The 19,942-nt window shown below is 65.9% G+C and carries 22 protein-coding genes and 1 other RNA gene; 13 read left to right on the top strand and 10 right to left on the bottom strand.

Features of this window, described 5'->3' with window-relative positions; translation table 11 throughout:
• Positions 1–23: 23 nt before the first annotated feature.
• Both AC1ROK_RS08940 and AC1ROK_RS08935 read right to left on the bottom strand, forming a co-directional pair.
• On the bottom strand, positions 24–245 hold the full coding sequence (locus AC1ROK_RS08940; protein ID WP_492845928.1) for a hypothetical protein: 222 nt from the start codon (positions 243–245) through the stop codon (positions 24–26).
• 144 nt (positions 246–389) lie between these two features.
• The gene (locus AC1ROK_RS08935; protein WP_492845926.1) at positions 390–785 is read right to left on the bottom strand and encodes a hypothetical protein; all 396 of its coding nucleotides are present in this window, start codon (positions 783–785) and stop codon (positions 390–392) included.
• 212 nt (positions 786–997) lie between these two features.
• On the opposite strand from AC1ROK_RS08935, the gene AC1ROK_RS08930 reads away from it, so the two are divergent.
• The 5 genes from AC1ROK_RS08930 to recR all read left to right on the top strand — a co-directional run bounded on the left by AC1ROK_RS08930 (position 998) and on the right by recR (position 4,390).
• Positions 998–1,234 carry a hypothetical protein gene (locus tag AC1ROK_RS08930; protein WP_492845924.1) on the top strand — a complete coding sequence of 79 codons (237 nt, stop codon included), beginning with the start codon at positions 998–1,000 and terminating at the stop codon, positions 1,232–1,234.
• Positions 1,235–1,287: 53 nt separating this feature from the next.
• Positions 1,288–1,385: signal recognition particle sRNA small type (gene ffs, locus AC1ROK_RS08925), an RNA gene on the top strand.
• Positions 1,386–1,467: 82 nt separating this feature from the next.
• Positions 1,468–3,285: a DNA polymerase III subunit gamma/tau gene (locus tag AC1ROK_RS08920; RefSeq protein ID WP_492845922.1), complete on the top strand. Its 1,818-nt coding sequence runs from the start codon at positions 1,468–1,470 to the stop codon at positions 3,283–3,285.
• The gene (locus tag AC1ROK_RS08915; protein ID WP_492845920.1) at positions 3,282–3,602 is read left to right on the top strand and encodes a YbaB/EbfC family nucleoid-associated protein; all 321 of its coding nucleotides are present in this window, start codon (positions 3,282–3,284) and stop codon (positions 3,600–3,602) included. Before AC1ROK_RS08920 ends, AC1ROK_RS08915 begins: the two co-directional genes overlap by 4 nt.
• A 194-nt stretch (positions 3,603–3,796) precedes the next feature.
• The gene (gene recR, locus AC1ROK_RS08910; RefSeq protein ID WP_055877232.1) at positions 3,797–4,390 is read left to right on the top strand and encodes a recombination mediator RecR; all 594 of its coding nucleotides are present in this window, start codon (positions 3,797–3,799) and stop codon (positions 4,388–4,390) included.
• On the opposite strand, the gene AC1ROK_RS08905 is transcribed toward recR, so the two are convergent.
• On the bottom strand, positions 4,387–4,845 hold the full coding sequence (locus AC1ROK_RS08905) for a hypothetical protein (RefSeq protein WP_492845917.1): 459 nt from the start codon (positions 4,843–4,845) through the stop codon (positions 4,387–4,389). The genes recR and AC1ROK_RS08905 overlap by 4 nt on opposite strands.
• 184 nt (positions 4,846–5,029) lie before the next feature.
• Here AC1ROK_RS08905 and AC1ROK_RS08900 point away from each other — a divergent pair, with 184 nt between their 5' ends.
• A complete protein-coding gene (locus AC1ROK_RS08900; protein ID WP_492845915.1) occupies positions 5,030–7,432 on the top strand; it encodes a bifunctional diguanylate cyclase/phosphodiesterase in 2,403 nt (800 codons plus the stop codon).
• Between the two features lie 76 nt (positions 7,433–7,508).
• On the opposite strand, the gene AC1ROK_RS08895 is transcribed toward AC1ROK_RS08900, so the two are convergent.
• Positions 7,509–8,687: a DNA recombination protein RmuC gene (locus AC1ROK_RS08895; protein WP_492845913.1), complete on the bottom strand. Its 1,179-nt coding sequence runs from the start codon at positions 8,685–8,687 to the stop codon at positions 7,509–7,511.
• A 150-nt stretch (positions 8,688–8,837) separates the two neighbouring features.
• Between AC1ROK_RS08895 and def the strand changes: the two genes are divergently transcribed.
• From def to truA, 3 genes are all read left to right on the top strand, one after another.
• Positions 8,838–9,359: a peptide deformylase gene (def, locus tag AC1ROK_RS08890; RefSeq protein WP_492845911.1), complete on the top strand. Its 522-nt coding sequence runs from the start codon at positions 8,838–8,840 to the stop codon at positions 9,357–9,359.
• Between the two features lie 150 nt (positions 9,360–9,509).
• Positions 9,510–10,430 carry a methionyl-tRNA formyltransferase gene (gene fmt / locus AC1ROK_RS08885; protein WP_492846385.1) on the top strand — a complete coding sequence of 307 codons (921 nt, stop codon included), beginning with the start codon at positions 9,510–9,512 and terminating at the stop codon, positions 10,428–10,430.
• 134 nt (positions 10,431–10,564) lie between these two features.
• Complete coding sequence (truA, locus tag AC1ROK_RS08880; protein ID WP_492845909.1) at positions 10,565–11,302, top strand: tRNA pseudouridine(38-40) synthase TruA; 738 nt, start codon at positions 10,565–10,567, stop codon at positions 11,300–11,302.
• Positions 11,303–11,374: 72 nt separating this feature from the next.
• On the opposite strand, the gene AC1ROK_RS08875 is transcribed toward truA, so the two are convergent.
• From AC1ROK_RS08875 to dapD, 5 genes are read right to left on the bottom strand one after another with little or no spacing between them, the layout of a single operon-like run.
• A complete protein-coding gene (locus AC1ROK_RS08875; RefSeq protein WP_492845907.1) occupies positions 11,375–11,980 on the bottom strand; it encodes a hypothetical protein in 606 nt (201 codons plus the stop codon).
• A complete protein-coding gene (locus tag AC1ROK_RS08870; protein WP_492845905.1) occupies positions 11,980–12,519 on the bottom strand; it encodes a hypothetical protein in 540 nt (179 codons plus the stop codon). Before AC1ROK_RS08870 ends, AC1ROK_RS08875 begins: the two co-directional genes overlap by 1 nt.
• Positions 12,516–13,067 (bottom strand): hypothetical protein, encoded by a 552-nt coding sequence (locus tag AC1ROK_RS08865; RefSeq protein ID WP_492845903.1) that lies wholly within the window; start codon positions 13,065–13,067, stop codon positions 12,516–12,518. Before AC1ROK_RS08865 ends, AC1ROK_RS08870 begins: the two co-directional genes overlap by 4 nt.
• On the bottom strand, positions 13,064–14,218 hold the full coding sequence (gene dapE, locus AC1ROK_RS08860) for a succinyl-diaminopimelate desuccinylase (protein WP_492845901.1): 1,155 nt from the start codon (positions 14,216–14,218) through the stop codon (positions 13,064–13,066). The genes AC1ROK_RS08865 and dapE overlap by 4 nt, the downstream gene beginning before the upstream one ends.
• A gap of 17 nt (positions 14,219–14,235) precedes the next feature.
• The gene (gene dapD, locus AC1ROK_RS08855) at positions 14,236–15,075 is read right to left on the bottom strand and encodes a 2,3,4,5-tetrahydropyridine-2,6-dicarboxylate N-succinyltransferase (protein WP_492845898.1); all 840 of its coding nucleotides are present in this window, start codon (positions 15,073–15,075) and stop codon (positions 14,236–14,238) included.
• 121 nt (positions 15,076–15,196) lie between these two features.
• Here dapD and AC1ROK_RS08850 point away from each other — a divergent pair, with 121 nt between their 5' ends.
• Positions 15,197–16,048, top strand: a complete 852-nt coding sequence (locus tag AC1ROK_RS08850) for an LOG family protein (RefSeq protein WP_492845896.1) — start codon at positions 15,197–15,199, stop codon at positions 16,046–16,048.
• A 153-nt stretch (positions 16,049–16,201) separates the two neighbouring features.
• Here the strand turns inward: AC1ROK_RS08850 and AC1ROK_RS08845 are convergent, their stop codons facing one another.
• Entirely contained in the window at positions 16,202–16,906 is a 705-nt protein-coding gene (locus tag AC1ROK_RS08845) for a pyrimidine 5'-nucleotidase (protein WP_492845894.1), read from the bottom strand.
• Between the two features lie 338 nt (positions 16,907–17,244).
• Between AC1ROK_RS08845 and AC1ROK_RS08840 the strand changes: the two genes are divergently transcribed.
• From AC1ROK_RS08840 to AC1ROK_RS08830, 3 genes are all read left to right on the top strand, one after another.
• Positions 17,245–17,859: a TetR/AcrR family transcriptional regulator gene (locus AC1ROK_RS08840; protein ID WP_492845892.1), complete on the top strand. Its 615-nt coding sequence runs from the start codon at positions 17,245–17,247 to the stop codon at positions 17,857–17,859.
• Positions 17,860–17,862: 3 nt separating this feature from the next.
• Positions 17,863–19,374 (top strand): MFS transporter, encoded by a 1,512-nt coding sequence (locus tag AC1ROK_RS08835; RefSeq protein WP_492845890.1) that lies wholly within the window; start codon positions 17,863–17,865, stop codon positions 19,372–19,374.
• A gap of 140 nt (positions 19,375–19,514) precedes the next feature.
• Entirely contained in the window at positions 19,515–19,886 is a 372-nt protein-coding gene (locus AC1ROK_RS08830) for a YciI family protein (RefSeq protein ID WP_492845888.1), read from the top strand.
• The last annotated feature ends 56 nt before the right edge of the window (positions 19,887–19,942 follow it).

Below are 19,942 nucleotides of genomic sequence, written 5' to 3'. Positions count from 1 at the left end.
GTACTCGCCCGGGGACGGCGGCGTCAGTAGAAGTCGTCGTCCTCGTCGGCGCCGATGGTAAGGCCACCGGCTGCTACGCCCCAGTCGAGATCGTCGGCCTTGTCGTCTTCGCGACGGGCTTCCGCCTCTAGGATCTGGTGTTCGAATGCCGGCAGGTAGAGCGGCGCGCCGACTTCGCGGATGGTGGCGCGCTGCATCTGGCTGAGCGCGATGAGTTCGAGGGGAACGCGGACTGACTTCAGCATGACAAGCCTCCTTCAGGCTCGTGAAGTCCTTAGAATGCGCCCGAGTTTGTTAACAAGGTCTGAGGGATGCGTTCAGGGTAGGACAGGGGCTTTCCGTGGCTTGGCCACCTCCACCGGCGACGGGGAGTATCAGGTCCGGGTGCCCTAAGCCCCGAGCCCGGCGTCCTGCTTCAATGCGCTCAGCAGGTACTTGAGCCCGGCGACGTTCTGGCTGGCTTCGATCCGCGGTCCCATCTGTTCGGCCGAAATCGCAATGCTCTCGCTCAGCGCTTCCAGCGCCCAGTCGATCTGAAACAGGTCGCGGCGCATCTCGTGGCCGGGGGGCAGGTTGTCGATCAGCCGGTCGCAGAGCTCGAGTGCTTCGCCGATGCGCTGGTGCGTGCGGTCGGCTTCTCGCTGCATCTGGGCACTGACCTGAGCCCGGCCACGCGCCGCATCGCGGTATTCGTCGGCGATGACGTTCCAGTGCCGGATCATGCCCTGCAGCAGCGCAATATGGCGCCGCGCCTCGGCTTCGTCATTGCTGCCTTTGGCGATCATCACCGCCTCCACGCTTCACACCAGCGCAATAACGGTGGCCGGGGCGCGTCGGTTGCATCGTGTGCAATGGCCCCTCCGATCGGAGGGAGCGGCGGTCCTCGTGCTTCGCCATGGTGACGCCTGCGGGGGGCTCCGCCTCGCTGCGGCGAGCATAACGAGATCGAGATCGAAATGAACACGACGAGCTCCCTCGGTTGCGTGGACGCACGGTCGTGAAAGCCCCCCGCTGGCTTCAGGCCTGGTGGCGGAGGCGGCGCGTCCGTGTCGCCATGCATCGGATCGCCGAGATGAGCCCCGAGTTCCGGCGCGACCTCGGCCTCGACGACACGACGATCGACGACTTGATCGCTCATGAGGGCGGTGGCGACTGTGCGGCGGCGCGGCAGGTAGGATTCGCCGGCGGCAAAGCAGCGACGCCAGGGCCCTGCGCACCCGGCACCGCCCCGTGAAAACTGCCGGCGCGCGGCCTTGCGTTTGCCGCGATCCTCTTCCATATAGGCGACGGGAGGTTGGTGCGGACGTGTTCCTCGCCAACCGGGTCAGGACCGGAAGGTAGCAGCCCCAACGAGACCTTCACGGGTCGTTGCCAGCCTCCTACTTCCCACATCTTTCTGGCCGGGCACCGCCGCTTTGATGGCATGAGCTTTTGCGATCTGCGCCCGCGCTCGCTATATGCTCTGCCATGGCTGACGGAATGTTCCCCGACGATCCCCCTGCGCCCGCCGCTCAATCGGCGAAGTCGCCCTATCTGGTGCTGGCGCGCAAGTACCGGCCGCTGAGCTTTGCCCAGCTCATCGGTCAGGACGCGATGGTGCAGACGCTGCGCAACGCCTTCAAGTCGGGCCGCATCCACCACGCCTTCATCCTCACCGGGGTCCGCGGTGTGGGCAAGACCACCACGGCCCGCATCCTCGCCCGCGCCTTCAACTACGAGGACGAGACCGGCCGCCATCCGACGCTCGATTTCGACAAGGAAGGCATTCACGACCGCGCCATTATCGAAGGCCGCCACGTCGATGTGGTCGAGATGGACGCCGCCTCCAACACCGGCATCAACGATATCCGCGAGATCATCGACTCGGTGAAGTACGGCCCCGTCTCGGCGCCCTACAAGGTCTACATCATCGACGAAGTGCACATGCTCTCGACGGCCGCCTTCAACGGTCTGCTGAAGACGCTCGAAGAGCCGCCGCCCTATGTGAAGTTCATCTTCGCCACCACCGAGATCCGCAAAGTCCCCGTCACCATCCTGTCGCGCTGCATGCGTTTCGATCTGCGCCGCGTGCCGCCCGAGACGATGACCGCCCACCTCATCGACCTGCTTGCCCGCGAAAACATCGGTTACGAGCCCGAGGCGCTGGCGATGATCGTGCGCGCCGGCGAGGGCTCGGTGCGCGATAACCAGTCGCTGCTCGACCAGGCGATCAGTCATGGCGACGGCAAGGTGACGACAGCAACCGTCAAGGCCATGCTCGGCCTCGGCGATCGCGCCCGCACCATCGACCTGTTCGAGGCGCTGATGGCCGGCCGCATCGGTGATGCGCTCACCAACCTGCGCGAGCTCTACGACGCCGGCGCCGACCCGCAGACCATCATCGCCGACCTCTGCGATTTCACCCACCTGGTCACCCGCATCAAGGTGGTCCCGGCTGCCGCCGATGACGTGTCGCTGACCCCGGACGAGCGCACCCGCGGCGCCCAGTTGGCGCAAAAGCTCGGCATGCGCGCGCTGAGCCGCACTTGGCAGATCCTGTTCAAGGGGTATGACGAGGTGCAGCAGGCAGGCAATGCGCTGCAGGCCGCCGAAATGGTGTTGGTCCGCCTCGCCTATGCGTCGGACCTGCCGACTCCGGACGAGCTGATCGCCAAACTCGGCAACCTGCCGCCTCCGGCACAGCCGCAACCGGCTCCGGTGGCGCGCGGCAATGGCGGCGGTGGTGGCGGCGGACCGTCCGCCGCCCGCCAGTACCAGCCCGAAGTGGCGCCGCGCTTCGATGCCGCGCCGACGCCGCAGGTCATGCCGCAATCGGCGCCCCAGGCTATCCCCCAGGCAACGTCGCAGGTCTTCGCCAACCCGCGCAGCTATGCCGACCTGGTGGCGCTGGCCGGCGAGAAGCGCGACCTGATCGTCAAGCACGCCCTTGAAAGCTCGCTCCGCCCGGTCTCCATCGGCGATGGCCGGCTCGAGGTGGCGCTGGTCCCCAATTCCGATCCGGGAATCATCCAGACCCTCAGCGCCAAGCTCAAGCTGTGGACCAACCGGCAGTGGATGATCACCCTCAAGAATGACGCACAGCACGTGCCGACCATGCGCGAGCAGCGCGAGGAGCGGCAGGAGGTTGTGCGGCAACAGGCGCACGAGGATCCGCTGGTGCAGGCCATCCTTGATACCTTCCCGGGGGCGAAGCTGCTGCCGCCGCGGATAAAGCACGAAGAGATCCCGATCGAAGCCTACGCGGACATGATGAACCGCGACAGCGATGAGGAAGACGACGAATGAAAGACCTGATGGGAATGATGAAGGCCGCCCAGGAGATGAAGGGGCGGATGGAGGAGTTCCAGAACAAGGTCGCCGAGATGACCGTCGAGGGCCGCTCCGGCGGCGGTCTCGTGGTGGTGACGCTCAATGGCAAAGGCGAGATGAAAGGGTTGAAGATCGACCCCAGCCTCGTCTCCGACGACATCTCGGTGCTCGAGGACCTGATCCTCGCCGCCCACAACGATGCCAAGGGCAAGGCCGAATACGAGATGAACGCCAAGATGCAGGAAATGACGGCGGGCTTGCCGCTGCCCCCGGGCATGAAGTTTCCGTTTTAGCGGATCGTGCTCCAAACAGCCTCTCACGCGCCTTTTCCTTCTCCCCTTGAAGGAGAAGGTGCCCGCAGGGCGGATGAGGGGTATCGCGTCGCTTGCGATGCGCGATCCGGGCGACAGCGAGGAGCGATTCTGCCCCTCACCCGGCGCTTCGCGCCACCCTCTCCCTCAAGGGGAGAGGGAAGGAAGAACCTCTGATGGCCAATGGCGGACCCGAGATTGAACAGCTGATCCTGCTCTTGGCGCGCTTGCCGGGGCTTGGGCCGCGCTCGGCCCGGCGCGCCGTGCTGCAGCTGATCAAGAAGAAGGAACAGCTGATGATCCCGCTGTCGGCAGCGCTCGATCGCGCCGTCGCGGCAGTGACGGTGTGTGAGACCTGCGGCAACGTCGATACCCGTTCGCCCTGCCACATCTGCGCCGATCCGCGCCGCGACAACGGCCTGTTGATCGTGGTCGAAGATGTTGCCGACCTCTGGGCGCTGGAGCGCGCCGGAGTGGGGGCGGTGAAGTATCACGTGCTCGGCGGCGTCCTCTCACCGCTCGACGGCGTCGGCCCGGACGACCTGTCGATCGATGCCTTGCTGCGCCGCGCCCCGGAGTTCTCGGAGATCGTCCTCGCCGTCAACGCCACCGTGGAAGGCCAGACCACGGCCCACTACATCACCGACCGGCTTGCCCCCAGCGGCGTCAAGATTACGCGCCTGGCGCATGGCGTGCCGGTTGGCGGCGAACTCGACTATCTCGATGAAGGCACGCTCAGCCAGGCGCTGAAGGCGCGCACCGCGCTCTAGCCCTCGTCCCGGTCGAGCCCGTCGCCGTCGATCCACTGGCCCTTGTCGATGGCGCTTTCGGGCTCGTCCTCGAGCGAGGCTTCGTCCGCCGCCTCGATCGCTTCCAGTTCGTCGGAATCGGGGGACAGCGTCTCGCGATGCGCCGCCGGATCGTGGTCGACCGAGGTCGGGTCCATGCCCTCGCCGGCGAGCCCGTTGAGCTGGGCGACCGCTTCGTCGATGGCGCCGATCAGGGTGCGCGGATCGTCGTCGCCGAAATCCGTGGCCTCGAGGTTGCTGAGTTCATCGCGGATCGACAGCAGCCGGGCCAGCCGTTCCCCTGCCGGCCAGTCGTCGCCATAGAGCAGTTCTTCGATCTCAGTCTGACTTACCGGCTGGGCGAAGCCAGGCGTATCGCCGTCATTGCCGGCCGGAGTGTCTTCGGCAATCAGTCCGCGGAAGTGGTTCGAGATCATCGGCGCCTCCCTCAATGAGCACTAACGCACACACCCATCGACGGGTTCAGGGGATATCTTAAGCCTCCATTTACGCCGTCTCCAGACGTGAGCGGTTAAGTACAAGTCACAGGTCCCGGCACAAGACTCCTTTCACCACTGGAAGCCGAGAGCAGTCGGATTGGCTCCAGAAGGACGCGCCATCTTGCAAACCGTACTGACTACGCTCTTCGAGCAACACGACCTCCGCCTGGTGGCCCTGGCGGCTTTGGTCTGTGCGCTCTCCGCTTTTGCCGGCATCACCCTGCTCAATCACGCCCGCCGCACTGTCGGCGCCATGCAACGGGTCTGGCTGGCAGTCGCCGCCTTCTCCGTCGGCTTCGGCATCTGGGCGACGCATTTCGTCGCCATGCTCTCATTTCATGCCGGCATGCCCGTCGGCTACGACCTGCCGCTGACGCTGGTTTCTCTCGGCATCGCCATCATGATCGTCGGCGGCGGCCTGTGGTTCGCCGCACTGGGGACCCGCAGCTCCGATGCGGTGCTCGGCGGCGCCATCATCGGCATCGGCATCGCCTCGATGCACTATACCGGCATGGCCTCGCTGCTGATCGGCGGCGGCATCGTCTGGGCTTCGCCGCTCGTCGTCGTGTCGGTGATGCTCGGCGTCGCCCTTGCCGGGGCTTCTATCTACTTCGCCGTGAACGGGCACACGCTGCGCCACCGCATCCGCGCCACTATCCTGCTCACGCTCGCCATCTGCGCCATGCATTTCACCGCCATGGGCGCGGCAGGGCTGGAGAACTGCTTTCCCGTCGTCTCCGCCGAAGACCAGACGCCGCAATGGCTGTCGATCGTCGTCGCGCTGGTCTCGGTGATGATCCTGGTGTTTGCGCTTGGCGGTTCCTATCTCGATCTGCTCGATCGTCGCCGCACCCTCGCCGAGAGTGACCGCATGCGCGGGCTCGCCGATGCGGCGGTGGAGGGCCTCCTGGTGGTGCGCGATGGCGAAATCGTCACCGCCAACCAGAGCTTCCTCTCCATGGTCGACCTGCCGCAGGCCTCGGTCAGCGGCCGGCAACTTTCGGAATTCCTCGGTTCGACCGTCTGCTCCATGCTGATCGAGCGGCCCAGTATTGCGGTCGAGGCCGACCTGAAAACCGGCTTCGGCGCTGTGCCGGCCGAGGTCATCCTCCGCCAGGTGGATTTCGCCGGACAGCCGCATCAGGCGATCGCCATTCGCGATCTCTCGGCCCGCAAGCAGGCCGAGCAGCACATCCGTTTCCTTGCCCATCATGATGCACTGACGGGCCTTCCCAACCGGGTGAGTTTCTCGCGCAAGCTCGAGGACGAGATCAGCCACGCCCGACGCCATGAGCAGAGCTTCGCCGTGCTCTGCCTCGACCTTGATCGCTTCAAGGAGGTCAACGATCTCTTCGGTCACGCCGCCGGTGACGCCCTGCTGCAGCGCGTCGGCCAGGCGCTGCTCGGCGCCATCGAGGGTGTCGGCGACGCCGCCCGCCTCGGCGGCGACGAGTTCGCGGTGCTGCTTGGGGACATCGGCACGCCGGCTCGCGCCGGTCGCATTTCCGAGCAGATTCTCGACGCCTTCCGCCGCAACAACGAGCAGTCGACCGGCGGCGCGCTGATTTCGGCTTCGATCGGCATCGCACTGTTCCCCGACAATGCCGATACCGCAGAACAGCTGATGACCCATGCCGACACGGCGCTCTATCGCGCCAAGCAGGATGGACGCGGCATCTATCGCTTCTTCGAGAACGCCATGGGCGCCGAGGTGCGGGACCGTCGCATGCTCGAGCACGACCTGCGCCACGCGGTGTCGCGCAACCAGTTGCGCCTGGTCTACCAGCCGCAGGTCGATATCCAGTCGGGCGAAGTCACCGGCTTTGAGGCACTGGTCCGTTGGAAGCATCCGGAACGCGGCGAGATTCCGCCGTCGGTGTTCGTGCCGGTGGCCGAGGAAAGCGGGCTGATCCTGCAGATCGGCGAGTGGGTGCTGCGTGCCGCTGCCAGCGAAGCCGCGCGCTGGAAATCGCCGCTTTCGGTAGCGGTCAATGTCTCTGCGGTGCAGGTGCACTCGCCCACCTTCGCGCAGACCGTGCATGAGGTGCTGATCAGCACCGGCCTGTCGCCGGCCCGGCTCGAGGTGGAGATCACCGAAACGGCGTTGATCCGCGACATGATGCGGGCGGTGACGACCCTCAGGCAGATCCGGGCGCTCGGCGTCCGCATCGCCATGGACGATTTCGGCACCGGCTATTCGTCGCTGGCGAACCTCCGCGCCTTTCCGTTTTCGAAGATCAAGGTCGACCAGTCCTTCATCCGCGCCGTCGACAATAACGATCAGTCGGCCGCCATCGTGCGGGCGGTGCTGGGTCTGGGCAGCGGCTTGAACGTTCCGGTCGTCGCCGAAGGCGTTGAACGGGCCGAGGAGCTGGCGTTCCTGAAGAGCGAGGTCTGCCAGACGGCGCAGGGCTATCTGCTGAGCCGCCCGGAAGACATCCGAACCTTTGCGGCGCTCACCGAGGGCAGGACCAAGCTGCTCGACAGCACGCTGCCAACGCCGTTGCAGGCCCTCGCCAGCTAGAAGGGGGCGGGAGACTATAGCCTGGCGGTGCGAGGGGCAGTGGGCAGCCCGCACCGCTTCGTTCGCCGGGGGCGCACTATTCGCCGGCGAGCCGCTGCGGCTCGGGTCGTGCTTCGTCGAACTCCATCGCCTCGATGCGCTCGCCGCGCTTTACGATCTTGGAGGACGAGGTGACGATGTCGCCGATATCTCCGGCGGCCTGGGTGAAGTGGGTCTGGAGCTTCCGCACCCGCTCGTCCAGTCGGCCGACATCGGCGAGCAGCGCCCGCACTTCGGTCTGGATGCGATAGGCCTCTTCGCGCATCTTCACGTCGCGCAGCAGCGCTTGCACCACCTGGATCGAAAGCATCAGGATCGACGGCGAGACGATGACGATGCGCGCCTTGAGCGCCCGCTGCACCACATCCTCGAAATGTTCATGCAGGTCCGCAAAGATCGATTCCGACGGCACGAACAGGAATGCCGTGTCGGCGGTCTCCCCGGCGATCAGGTACTTTTCCGAGATGGCCTTGATATGAACGCCCATGTCGGTGCGGAACCGGCTGGCCGCGAAACGCGGGTCCTCGCCGTCACCGGCAGCTGAAAAGCCTTGCCAGCTCTCCAGCGGGAACTTGGCGTCGATCACCAGCGAGGGCGCGCCGTTCGGCATATAGACCAATGCATCGGGCCGGCTGCCGTTCGACAGCGTCGCCTGGAAGGCGTAGGCATTCTGCGCCAGCCCGTCGCCGATGATCGCTTCCATCCGGCCCTGGCCGAACGCGCCGCGCGTCTGCTTGTTGGCGAGGATCGACTGCAGTGACACCACGTTCTGGCTGAGCTGGGTGATGTTGGATTGCGCCCGATCGATCACCGCCAGCCGCTCCTGTAGCTTGGCGAGGCTCTCGTTGGTCTTGACGTTGCTTTCCTGCATCACCGCGCCGATGCGCTGGCCCTGGCTGTCGAGCCGTTCGTTTACCAGCCGTGCCAGGTCCGAGGTGCGCGAGCCGAAAATCTCGCTCATCGTCTGCATCCGGCCGGTCATCTCCGACTGCACGCGCAACATGTCGGCGATGTAGCGCTCGGTCTCCTGCGCCTTGAGCTGCGCCGCCGCCGCCTCCTCGGCCCGCTGCGCTGCCTCTTCCGCCCGGGCGCGCGATTGCCTGATCACCACGACGAGCAGCGCCACCAGCAGGGTTGCGACGACTCCCACAGCCGCGTAGGCGGCGATTTCAAGCGTGATGGGAAAGTCGGCGATGACGAAGAGCACTCGATCCATCGCTTCAGCCTACACGATTCGACGCCGTTGTTCCTGCATTGTTCTTCGGCGCCGCAATTGGGGTAAACAGAGCGTAAACCGGCTGGCCGTTGACCGGCGCCCGGGAAATACCATATTCAGCGGCAACCCCCGATGAAGGACTGCACGTTCATGGCCAAGCGCCCCATCCTGATCCTGCCCGACGAGCGCCTGCGCGCCATTGCAGAGCCGATCGAGAAGATCGACGATGGCATCAAGCAGCTCGCCAAGGACATGCTCGAAACCATGTACGACGCGCCGGGCATTGGCCTCGCCGCGCCGCAGATCGGTGAGCTGAAGCGCATCGTCGTGATGGACCTCGCCAAGGAAGGCGAGGAGCCCACCCCGCTGGTGATGGTGAACCCGGAGATCCTCAAGTACTCCGACGAGACTGTCACCACCGAGGAAGGTTGCCTCTCCATCCCCGAGCTCTACTACGACGTCGAGCGCCCGGCCGAGGTGACCGTGCGTTACACCGATCTCGACGGCAAGGAGGTCGAACTCGACGCCAAGGACCGCCTCGCGGTCTGCGTCCAGCACGAGCTCGATCACCTCGATGGTGTGCTCTATATCGACTACCTGAGCCGGCTGAAGCGCGACCGCGTGCTGAAGAAGTTCCAGAAGGCCGAGCGCCTGGCCAAGAAGGCGGGCTGACCAGGGCGAAGCCCTCTTCCTTCTCCCCTTGAGGGAGAAGGTGGCGAGCGCAGCGAGACGGATGAGGGGCCGTTTGGCTGAACTTCCCCTCACCCGCCCTTCGGGCACCCTCTCCCTCAAGGGGAGAGGGAAAGAAGAGGAGCTCCTCCACTGAAAATCATCTTCATGGGCACGCCGGAGTTCGCCGTGCCAACCCTCACCGAAATCGTTTCGACCGGCCACGAAGTGGTTGCGGTCTACACGCGTGCGCCAAAGCCGGCGGGCCGAGGCCAGGCCGAGCGCAAGTCGCCGGTGCATGAGGCGGCCGAGGGCTTCGGCATTCCGGTCTTCACCCCGCGCAGCCTCAGGCAGGCGCCCGAGCAGGAGGTGTTCGCCTCGCTCGATGCCGATGTGGCGGTGGTCGTCGCCTATGGCCTGATCCTGCCCAAGCCGATCCTCGAAGCGCCGCGGCTTGGCTGCCTCAACCTCCACGGTTCGCTCCTGCCGCGCTGGCGCGGCGCAGCGCCGATCCAGCGCGCGGTGATGGCGGGCGACGAGCGTACCGGCATCATGGTGATGCAGATGGATGAGGGCCTCGATACCGGCGCCGTCGGCCTGATCGAGGAAATGCCAATTGGGCCCGACACGACCTCGGGCGAGCTGCATGACCGGATGATGCTGGTCGGCGCCGACCTGATGGGCCGCGCTCTCGCCGCGCTCGAGCGCGGCAGCCTGCACTTCACCCCGCAGCCGGAAGTGGGCGTTACCTACGCCAGCAAGATCGACAAGGCGGAAGCGCGCATCGATTGGAGCAAGCCGGCGAGCGAGGTGCACAACCTGATCCGCGGCCTCTCGCCGTTCCCCGGCGCCTGGTTCGAACTTGAACTCAACGGTACGCCCACCCGCATCAAGGCGCTGCGCTCGACGCTGGTCGCCGGGCAGGGCGCCCCGGGCAGCATCCTCCCCGATCTGACCATTGCCTGCGGCACGGGCGCCGTGCGCCTCACCATGGTGCAGCGCGAAGGCAAGGGCGCCATGGACGCGGCGACGTTCCTCCGTGGCGCAGGGGCGCTGCCGGAGCGGGCGGGCTAGAGGGTGCACGCCGTCGTTTCCAGGCACTCAGTGTCATCCCCGCGAAAGCGGGGACCTCTGTTTTCTTTGCCGGCACCGCAAACGGAGGTTCCCGCTTTCGCGGGAATGACCCGGTGGATGGGGCTCATATCCTGATGCCCCGCTACCGCCTCAGCATCGAATATGACGGGCGCCCCTTCTGCGGCTGGCAGCGGCAGGCACACGATCTCTCGGTGCAGCAGCTGCTTGAGGAGGCGATCGAGCGGTTCTCGGGCGAGAGTGTCGTCACCCAGGCAGCTGGCCGCACCGACGCGGGCGTGCATGCGCTCGGCCAGGTGGTGCATTTCGACCTCGAGCGCGACTGGGATCCGTTCAAGGTCCGCGAGGCGTTGAACTTTCACACCAAGCCCCACCCGGTGGCGATCCTCACTGCCGATCGCGTCGACGAGAGCTTCGAGGCCCGCTTCTCGGCCATCGCCCGGCACTACGAGTACCGCATCCTTAACCGCCGCGCGCGTCCCGGGCTCGACGCCGGCCGCGTCTGGCATGTGCCAGTGCCACTCGATACCGACGCGATGCACGCGGCAGCGCAACTGATCCTCGGCAAGCACGACTTCACCACCTTCCGCGCGGCCGAGTGCCAGGCCAAATCGCCCGATCGCACTCTGGATATCTTCACCGTGTCGCGGCAGGCCGAGATGATCGTCGTCACCGCCAAGGCGCGGAGCTTCCTCCACAGCCAGGTGCGCTCGATGGTCGGTTCACTGAAGCTGGTGGGCGATGGAAAGTGGCGCCCAAGCGATTTCCGCGCCGCCTTGGACGCGCGTGATCGGGCCCGCTGCGGCCCGCTGGCCCCGCCCGACGGGCTCTACCTCACCAGGGTGGATTACTAAGAGCGCTTTCAGGAAAGGTTGCAGACTTTTCCGGTTCGAAAGCGCGACAAAATCAATGGCTCCAAGAGCGCTTCAGGGGGCCGTCGCCGCGCCCGCGCCTGCCGTCAGCTCCGCCAACTGCTCGGGCGACAGCGGGAACACCGCGCTCACCACGAACAGCGCAATCACGCCGCTCACCAACTGCACCACGAGGAACGAGGCGATCTGCCACGGTGTCAGCGTCAGGATCAGCCGGGCAATGTTGATCATGATGATGATGATCACGATGCCCGTCGCGATGAACATCAGCTCGCCGCCGGCGCCCACCAGCCCGAGCAGCGTCGTGGCGATGGTCAGGTAAAAGGTCGCCCAGTTGTCGACCACGATGTAGGGCACCAGCGCATCGGGCCGCTTCAGCTGGCGCAGCACGAGCGCCGCCGCCCCGATCTGCAGCGCCAGCACGATGATCACCGTGGCAATGGCCCGGAACACCGTGCCGCTCGTTCCAGGCACGCCCAGCAGCAGCGGCACCGCCGTGTTGAGCAGCGCCACCACCAGGAAGGCGATGAAGCTGCCGACCAGCCCGCGATCGGAGAAGTCGAAATAGCCGTTGGCCCGGCGATCACCAATGACCAGCGCCACAACGCCGCGGGCGGCCGAGGCCACCTCGTTCCAGATATCGTTGCTGCGTTCAGGCACTAGCCGACCCCGTTCAATCCGGTGGTCAGCATGTAGAGCCCGACTCGGGTGGCGACAAGCGCGGCAATGGAAAGAATGGCAAACGCGACGGAAATGCCGAGATGCAGTTTGCCGACCTCGCGCGCCACGCGGAACAGCATGAAGCCGATGACCCCGAGCGTCGCCGTAAGGATGTTCGATCCGCCGAGGTAGGCCAGCGGCAGCGACGCCCCGAGGACGAACGCCATCGCATAGGTCGCCGGCACCGCCATCGCTACTACCGGCGTACGAAACACCCGCGCCGTCAGCCAGATCACCACCCATACGACGCCGAGCTGCAGGGCATTGGCGACAAGGCTGAGGACGACCGTTGCCCAGCCGGGAAAACCGCTGAGCGAACTCTCGATGAGGATCAGCGCCAGCACCACGGCAAAGAAACAGCCGGTGGCGTTGATAAGGCCGAGGCCGGTGAGGTTGAATTTCTCCGCCGCGCCGGGGCGCGCGGTCAACAGGTCAAGCCAGCCGACAATGGCGCGCCACAGCTCGCCGAAAGCGTTCATGGCGCCGCCAGCATCGCCTGCCCGGTGGGCAGCGCCAGCAGCACGAAGCTCGCTGCGAAGCTGCCGAGCGCCACCAGCGTGCCGATCAGGATGGCGCCGCCCCAGCCGATGCCGAACAGGCTCTTGGAGGCCCGCGCCGAGAAATAGCCGAGGATGCCGATCATCGCCGTACCGGCACCGACCCCAAACGCCCCCAGGATAATGCCGACCAGCTGGCTCAACGCCAGCACCAGCGCCAGGAACAGGAACAGCGCCGGCAGCCGGTCGCGCTTGTCGAGCAGCAGCCCCGCTCCACCCACCACCACGTAAGGCACTGCCGTCATCACCAGCGCCAGCAGCGCGAAATCGATGATTGCCCGAAGCGCCTCAGGCAGCGCTTCGGCAAACGGCACCACCAGCAGCACGGCCTGCAGCAACAGCATCGCGACGATGCCGGTCACCGCGTGGGTCCAGCTTACGCCGGATGCCGCGGCGTCGTTCGCCGGCGTCCGGCCGAACGCGGCCTGCGTTGCGACGCCCACAGCGCTGAGAAAGCCTGTCGCCATCATTCGGTCGCCAGATAGTCGGCAATGAACTGCGCATAGAGCGCCGTCAGCTCCTCGACATCGCTGACGCGCACGTTCTCGTCCATCTTGTGCATGGTCGGGCCGGGGAGGCCGAACTCCACCACCGGGCAGTATTCGGCAATGAACCGCGCGTCCGACGTGCCGCCGCCGGTGGAAAGCTCCGGCGGAATGCCGGTACGACGGGCGATGGTTTCGATCAGCGTCTCCACCCCGCCACCCAAGGGCGAGAGGAATGAACGCGACGGGCGCCCCACCACCGAAAACTCCACGCTGCAGCCGCGCAGATCCTGGTTGCCGATCACCTCTTCGATGGCCGCGATCAGGCTCTCCGGCGTCCAGCGGTCATTGTAGCGCACGTTGAAGCGCAGCAGCACGGCAGCGGGAATGACATTGGTGGTCTCGTTGCCGACATCGGCCGAGGTGAATTCGAGGTTCGAGGGCGGAAAATGCTCGGTGCCGTCATCGAGCTTGCCGGTCAGCGCCCCGATCAGCAACGCCGCCACCGGCAGCGGGTTGTTGGCCTTGTCGGGATAGGCGACATGCCCCTGCGTGCCGGTGACCCGGATCTGCCCGTTGAGCGAGCCGCGGCGCCCCACCTTGATGCTGTCACCCACCCGCGCCGTGGCGCTCGGCTCGCCGACGATGGCGAAGTCGAAGCGGTGCCCCCGGGCTTCGGCCCAGGCCATCAGCTTGTCGGTGCCATTCACCGCGTCCGCTTCCTCGTCATTGGTGATGGCGAGCGAGATGCGCCCGGCCTCCGGCGCCCGAGCGATCGCCGCGATGAACGCCGCGATCCCCGACTTCATGTCCGCCGAGCCGCGCCCATAGATCGTTCCGTCGACAATCTCGGCGGCGAACGGCGCATGCCGCCATGCCGCGGTGTCCCCCGGCGGCACCACATCGGTATGCCCGGCAAACAGCAGGTGCTTGCCGCTCACACCGCGCGTCGCAAACAGGTTGTCGACCGGATAGGACCCATCCCCGTCGAACCGCACCCGCTCGCAGGTGAACCCCAACGGTGCCAAAGCCGCCTCGAGCACGTCGAATGCCCCGTGCAGTTCCGGTGTCACCGAGGGCTGGCGGATCAGGTCCTGGAGCAGTTGGACGGGGTCAAGCCCCTCTGAGAGTGTCATTATCCCGTCCGTCCCTGTCAATCGCGCAGCAGCTCGTTGATGCCGGTCTTGCTGCGAGTCTGCGCGTCGACGGTTTTGACGATCACCGCGCAATAAAGGCTCGGGCCCGGCTGGCCGTTCGGCAGCGGTTTGCCTGGCAGGTTGCCGGAGACCACGACGGAGTAGGGCGGCACCTTGCCGATATGGATTTCGCCGGTCGCTCGGTCGACGATCTTGGTCGAGGCGCCGATATAGACGCCCATCGACAGCACCGAGCCTTCGCCGACCACGACGCCCTCGACCACTTCGGACCGGGCGCCGATGAAGCAGTTGTCCTCGATGATGGTCGGGCCGGCCTGCATCGGCTCCAGCACGCCGCCGATGCCGACGCCACCCGAAAGGTGCACGTTCTTGCCGATCTGCGCGCACGAGCCGACAGTCGCCCAGCCATCGACCATCGAGTTCTCGTCCACGAAGGCGCCGATATTGACGAAGCTCGGCATCAAGACGACACCACGCCCGATATGCGAGCCGCGTCGCACGATCGAGCCGGGCACCGCCCGGAAGCCGGCCTCGCGAAAACGGTTCTCGCCCCAGCCTTCGAACTTCGAGGGCACCTTGTCCCACCAGGTGGTGCCGCCGGGGCCCTGGATCACCGCGTTGTCGTTGAGCCTGAAGCTCAGCAGCACCGCCTTCTTCAGCCACTGGTTTACCACCCAGCCGTCGGCCGACTTTTCCGCGACGCGGGCCTTGCCGCTGTCGAGCAGTTCGAGCGCGGTTTCCACGGCCTCGCGCACCGCACCCGCAGTACTGGAGCTGACCTCGGTGCGCGCCTCCCAGGCGGCATCGATGGTCTGGGCGAGATCGGCGTGCGACATGGGCAGAGCTTTCGGTCGGGTGGCAGGAAGGCGCGCCGGACATTATCCGGCCCGGTCCTGCTGTCAACGATCCTTAACCCCGGCCGTGACAAGCTCAGGGCCACTATTCGGAGACGCCAGAATGGCCAGACGCGCCCATACCCCGCTTCGTACCTCGGTCGAGGACCTGGATGCGGCAAAACGCGCGCCCTCGACGCCGCAGACCGAATCCGCCGCGTTCCGGCTCGCCTTCTCCGACGAAGAGTTCATGACCAGCGAGGATACGCGCGGCGTCCGCTTTCAGCTGGAGTACCTGAAGACCGAGTTCCGCCTGCGCGAGCACGGCATCCGCTCGACCGTCGTGCTGTTCGGCGGCGCCCGCATCCCTGAGCCTGGCAAGCCCGCCTGGGCCGCCCGCAACGAGACGCAGAAGAAGAACCTCGAGGCGGCCTCGCGCTACTATGACGAAGCGCGTCGCTTTGCCCAGTATGCCTCGCTCACCTCACGCGCCCTAAACTTCCGCGATTACGTGGTGGTCACCGGCGGTGGGCCCGGCGTCATGGAAGCCGGCAATCGCGGCGCTGCCGATGTCGGCGCGCCCACCATCGGGCTCAACATCGTCTTGCCGCACGAGCAGGCGCCCAACACCTACATCACGCCCGATCTCTGCTTCAATTTCCACTATTTCGCGACCCGCAAGATCCACTTCCTCTTGCGCGCCCGCGCCGTTGCCATCTTCCCCGGCGGCTTCGGCACGCTCGATGAGTTCTTCGAGACGCTGACCCTGATCCAGACCGGCCGCATGGAGCGCGTGCCGCTGCTGCTGTTCGGCAAGGAGTTCTGGAACAAGGTGATCAACTTCGAAGCCTTGGCCGAAGCCGGCACCATCGCCCCCGACGACCCGCATCTGTTCACCGTCGTCGACAGCGCCGAAGACGGCTGGAACGTCATCCGCGAGCATTACAACCTGCCGGAAGTGACGCTGGCGAGCTGATCCAGACTGACAGAGACGGCCCCCTCCCGGCCTCCCCCATGAAAGGGGGAGGTGAAGAAGGGCCGGTGCTTTTGATCAGATCGAGCCCAAACCTCGATGCGGCACCTCCCCCCTTGTGGGGAGGATGGGAGGGGGCCGTGCTTTAGTCGGCCCCTATGGCAGCTTCCGCAAGAAACCCGCCAGGTCCGCCGTCATGTGGTGCACATGCGCACCGCCGGTGCGTTCCAGTTCCCAGGCTTCCACCTGCTCGTGGGCGAATGCCTCGCCGGCGATCACCTGCACCGTGGTCATGCCGGTATCGTGCGGCACCACCAGGTTCTTTTCGAGATCGTCGAACATCGCGGCGCGGCGCGCATCGATGCCGTGCTTCTGAAAGAATGCCTCATAGGCTTCGGGCAGCGGCTTGGGTTTGTAGCTCATGGCGCGGATATCGAAGATGTCCTCGAACAGTTCGTCCGCATGGCCCAGCCGGTTTAGTACCGAACGCGCGTGCCCGACATCACCATTGGTGAGGATGAACTTCCGGCCCGGCAGCGCGCGGATCGCCTCGACCAGATCGGGGTGTGCCTGCACCGGGGAATAGTCGATGGCGTGCACCGTGTGGAGGAAGTGGTCCGGATCCACCTCATGCAACTGCATCAGCCCGTTCAGCGTCGTGCCGTAATCCCGGTAATAGGCTTTCTGCAGCGCCCGCGCCTCGTCGAACGGCAGCTGCGTGACGCCGACCATGTAGTGCGAGATCAGCATGTCGATCTGCGCGAACAGGTTGCACTCACGCGGATAGAGCGTGTTGTCGAGGTCGAACACCCAGTCGGTGACGTGGGAAAGCGAGCGGGGCGGGGGAGTAAGATCGTTCATCGCACCAATATGGCAGCTTTTGCCCGAACTTTCACCCTGCGCAGTCTGCAAGGCAGCGCGGCTCGGCCATCAGGGGCTCGATGATCGCATGGCGCCTCCCCACACGGCGGGCGAGGCGCCGCATGACCGTGCAGGGCCGCATCGAGCCGGCCTGAAAGCCATCGGGCAGTCGAGGCAGCTGCACCGGCCACTCGCTCATCTTCTTGTCGCCGGGAAATCGCATTTTCTGCTCAATCAATCACTTGATTGACAATTCGGCCGGGTGTATGTGGCTGCGCTGCCGGGCACCAAACGTCGAAATCACGGCCTCTGGCGCACATGTGGCGAGCCAGGAAACCATGACTGTCACCAGTACTGCCCCGCGACGCGAAAACACTGACGATCGTCGCCGCGCCATCGCTTCGGCGGCGCGCGAGCTCATCGCCGAGAAGGGATTTGAAGGACTTCGCACCCGCGACATCGCGGCGCGCGTCGGCATCAACGTCGCGACGCTGCACTATCACGTGCCGACCAAGGAGGCGCTGATCGGGCTTGTCGCCGATGCGATGCGCGAGGATTTCCGCGCTCAGTCGCTGGTGCGGCCGCGCGCCCACCTGTCGCCGTCGGAGCGGCTCGAGCACGAGTTCTTCGACTTCCATGAGATGTTCTACCAGCAGCGCGACACCCTCGCTGTCATGTCCGAGCTGATGGAGCGGGCCCGGCGCGACACGGTGATCCAAGCCGCCATGCAGCCGATTCTGCGCAAATGGCACGAGCTCGCTGCCGCCATCCTCGCCGACGGCGTTGCCGACGGCAGTTTCCGCCCCGACCTCGACCCCGAGGCCGGCGCCAGCATGCTTCTGGGCGCGCTGACCGGCTTTGCCCGGGGCCCCGATACCTCACCGCAATATTTCGAACGCCTGTGCGCCGAGCTGCGCCGCGCCGTTCGCTCAAACACACCGACCAGGAACTAGTTCATGTCTTCGCAATTCCCCTCTTCGCAGTTCCATCCGCCGCAGTCCAAGGCGGATGCCGATCCCCGCCGCTGGGTGGCGCTCGCCGTGCTGCTGCTCGCCAGCTTCATGAATCTCATCGACGTCACCATCGTCAACGTTGCGCTCCCCAGCCTTCAGCAGAACCTGGGCGCCGACCCGACGCAGATCGAGTGGGTCATCGCGGCCTATGTGCTGGCCTTCGCGCTGGGCCTCTTGCCCTTCGGCCGGCTCGGCGACATCGTCGGCCGCACCCGCATGTTCCTGATCGGCGTCGCCGCCTTTACGGTGGCCTCCGCCTTTTGCGGGCTCGCTCCTTCGATCGAGTGGCTGATCGTCGCCCGCGTGTTGCAGGGTCTCGCCGGCGCCTGCATGACCCCACAGGTGCTCGCCATCGCCCAGGTCACCTTCCCGCCCGAGGAAAAAGGTCAGGCCTTCTCGTTGTTCGGTTTGAGCTCCGGCCTTGCTGCCGTCGCCGGCCCCATCGTCGGTGGCTTGCTGATCGGCGCCAATCTCTTCGATCTCGACTGGCGCCCGATTTTCCTCGTCAACGTCCCGTTCGGCATCTTCGCCGTTATCGCCGGCTGGTACCTGATCCCCCGCACGCCCGGCCACCCGACGCTGAAGAACGATTTTGTCGGCATCGGCCTGTTCGGTATCGCCATGGTCGCCATGGTCTTCCCGCTGGTCGAAGGCCACGCGCTGGGCTGGCCGACCTGGCTGTGGGGCCTGATGGCGGTGGGCCTCCTGTTTGCCGGCATCTTCATCATCTGGGAGCGGCACCGGGCTCGCATCGATCAGCCGCAGCTGCTCAATTTCAGCCTGATCAGCAACCCGAACTATCTGCTTGGCCTGCTTGTCACCACCATCTTCGCCTCCGGCGTGCCGGCCATGTTCATGGTCATCTCGCTGCTCCTGCAGTCGGGCTACAATTTCACTCCGCTCGAGTCCGGCCTCACCAACACGCCGTTCTCGGTCGGCGTGCTCGCCGTCTCCCTGTTCATCGGCCGGCTTGGCCAGAGGTATCTGCGCACCCGGCTGGCGCTCGGTGCGGCGATCCTCGTGGTCGGCATCACCTGGCTCGATTTCATCATCCGCGGGCTTGGCGACAGCGTCGACCACTGGGCCTTCCTGCCGCCGCTGCTGCTTGCCGGCCTCGGTCTCGGCCTCGGCTTTTCCGGTCTCTTCCAATCGGTATTGGCGGGCGTGCCGCCACGCGATGCCGGCGCCGGTTCCGGGGCGCTGCAGGCTTTCCAGCAGGTGGGCGGCGCCATCGGTGTGGCGCTGGTGGGGCAGATCTTCTTCAACCAGCTCGCCGCCGGTTTCGCCGCCGGCGATCCGCCGCACGTCGCCTTCGCCGAGGCGGCGGCGCCGGCCATCGTCTACCAGATCATCTCGTTCGGCCTGGTGGTGATCCTGGTGCCGTTCCTCAAGATCAAGCGCCCCGACCAGAGCGCCGGCGTGCCGGCGGCGCCGCCGGTCGTCGCCGAGGCCTGATACGAAGGGGCGCCACTGGGCGCCCTTTTCTTTTGCGCCGCCCATGGGGCGCCGCTCGGCGCCCCTTTTCTTTTGCGCTGCCAATGTCGATTCTGCCGTCCACGCCTCGACCACTCCGGTAAGCCGAAGGAGAGAGACCCATGCGCTACGTTTGCCTCGTCCACGTCGACCCCGCACTGATCGACGCCGCCACCCCGGAAGAACTCGCCGCCATGGACCGGGACAACCAGGCGGCGAATGCCGAGCTGACCGCCAGCGGCCATCTCATCCTCGACCTGGCGCTGAAGGAGCCCGGCACCGCCCGGATCGTTCGCTCCCGCGGCGGCAAGGTCTCGGCCACCGACGGACCCTACATCGAAAGCAAGGAGCACCTGGGCGGTTTCTTCGTCATCGAGGCGCGCAACCTCGACGAAGCCGTGGCGATTGCCCGCCGCGAGCCCATGGCGCGCTTCGGCAGCATCGAGGTGCGAGCTGAGATGGGCATCTCCTGGCAGCAGCCGAAGCCTGCCTAGCGCGCTTTGGGAGCGCGCCAATCGAAGACCTAGCCCGTTTGCAATTGGCTAACCAC

It is taken from the genome of Devosia sp. GW821-FHT12F11 (assembly GCF_058806655.1).
Note: the sequence above shows the minus strand (reverse complement) of the source record. Positions and strands in the feature narration are given on the sequence as shown.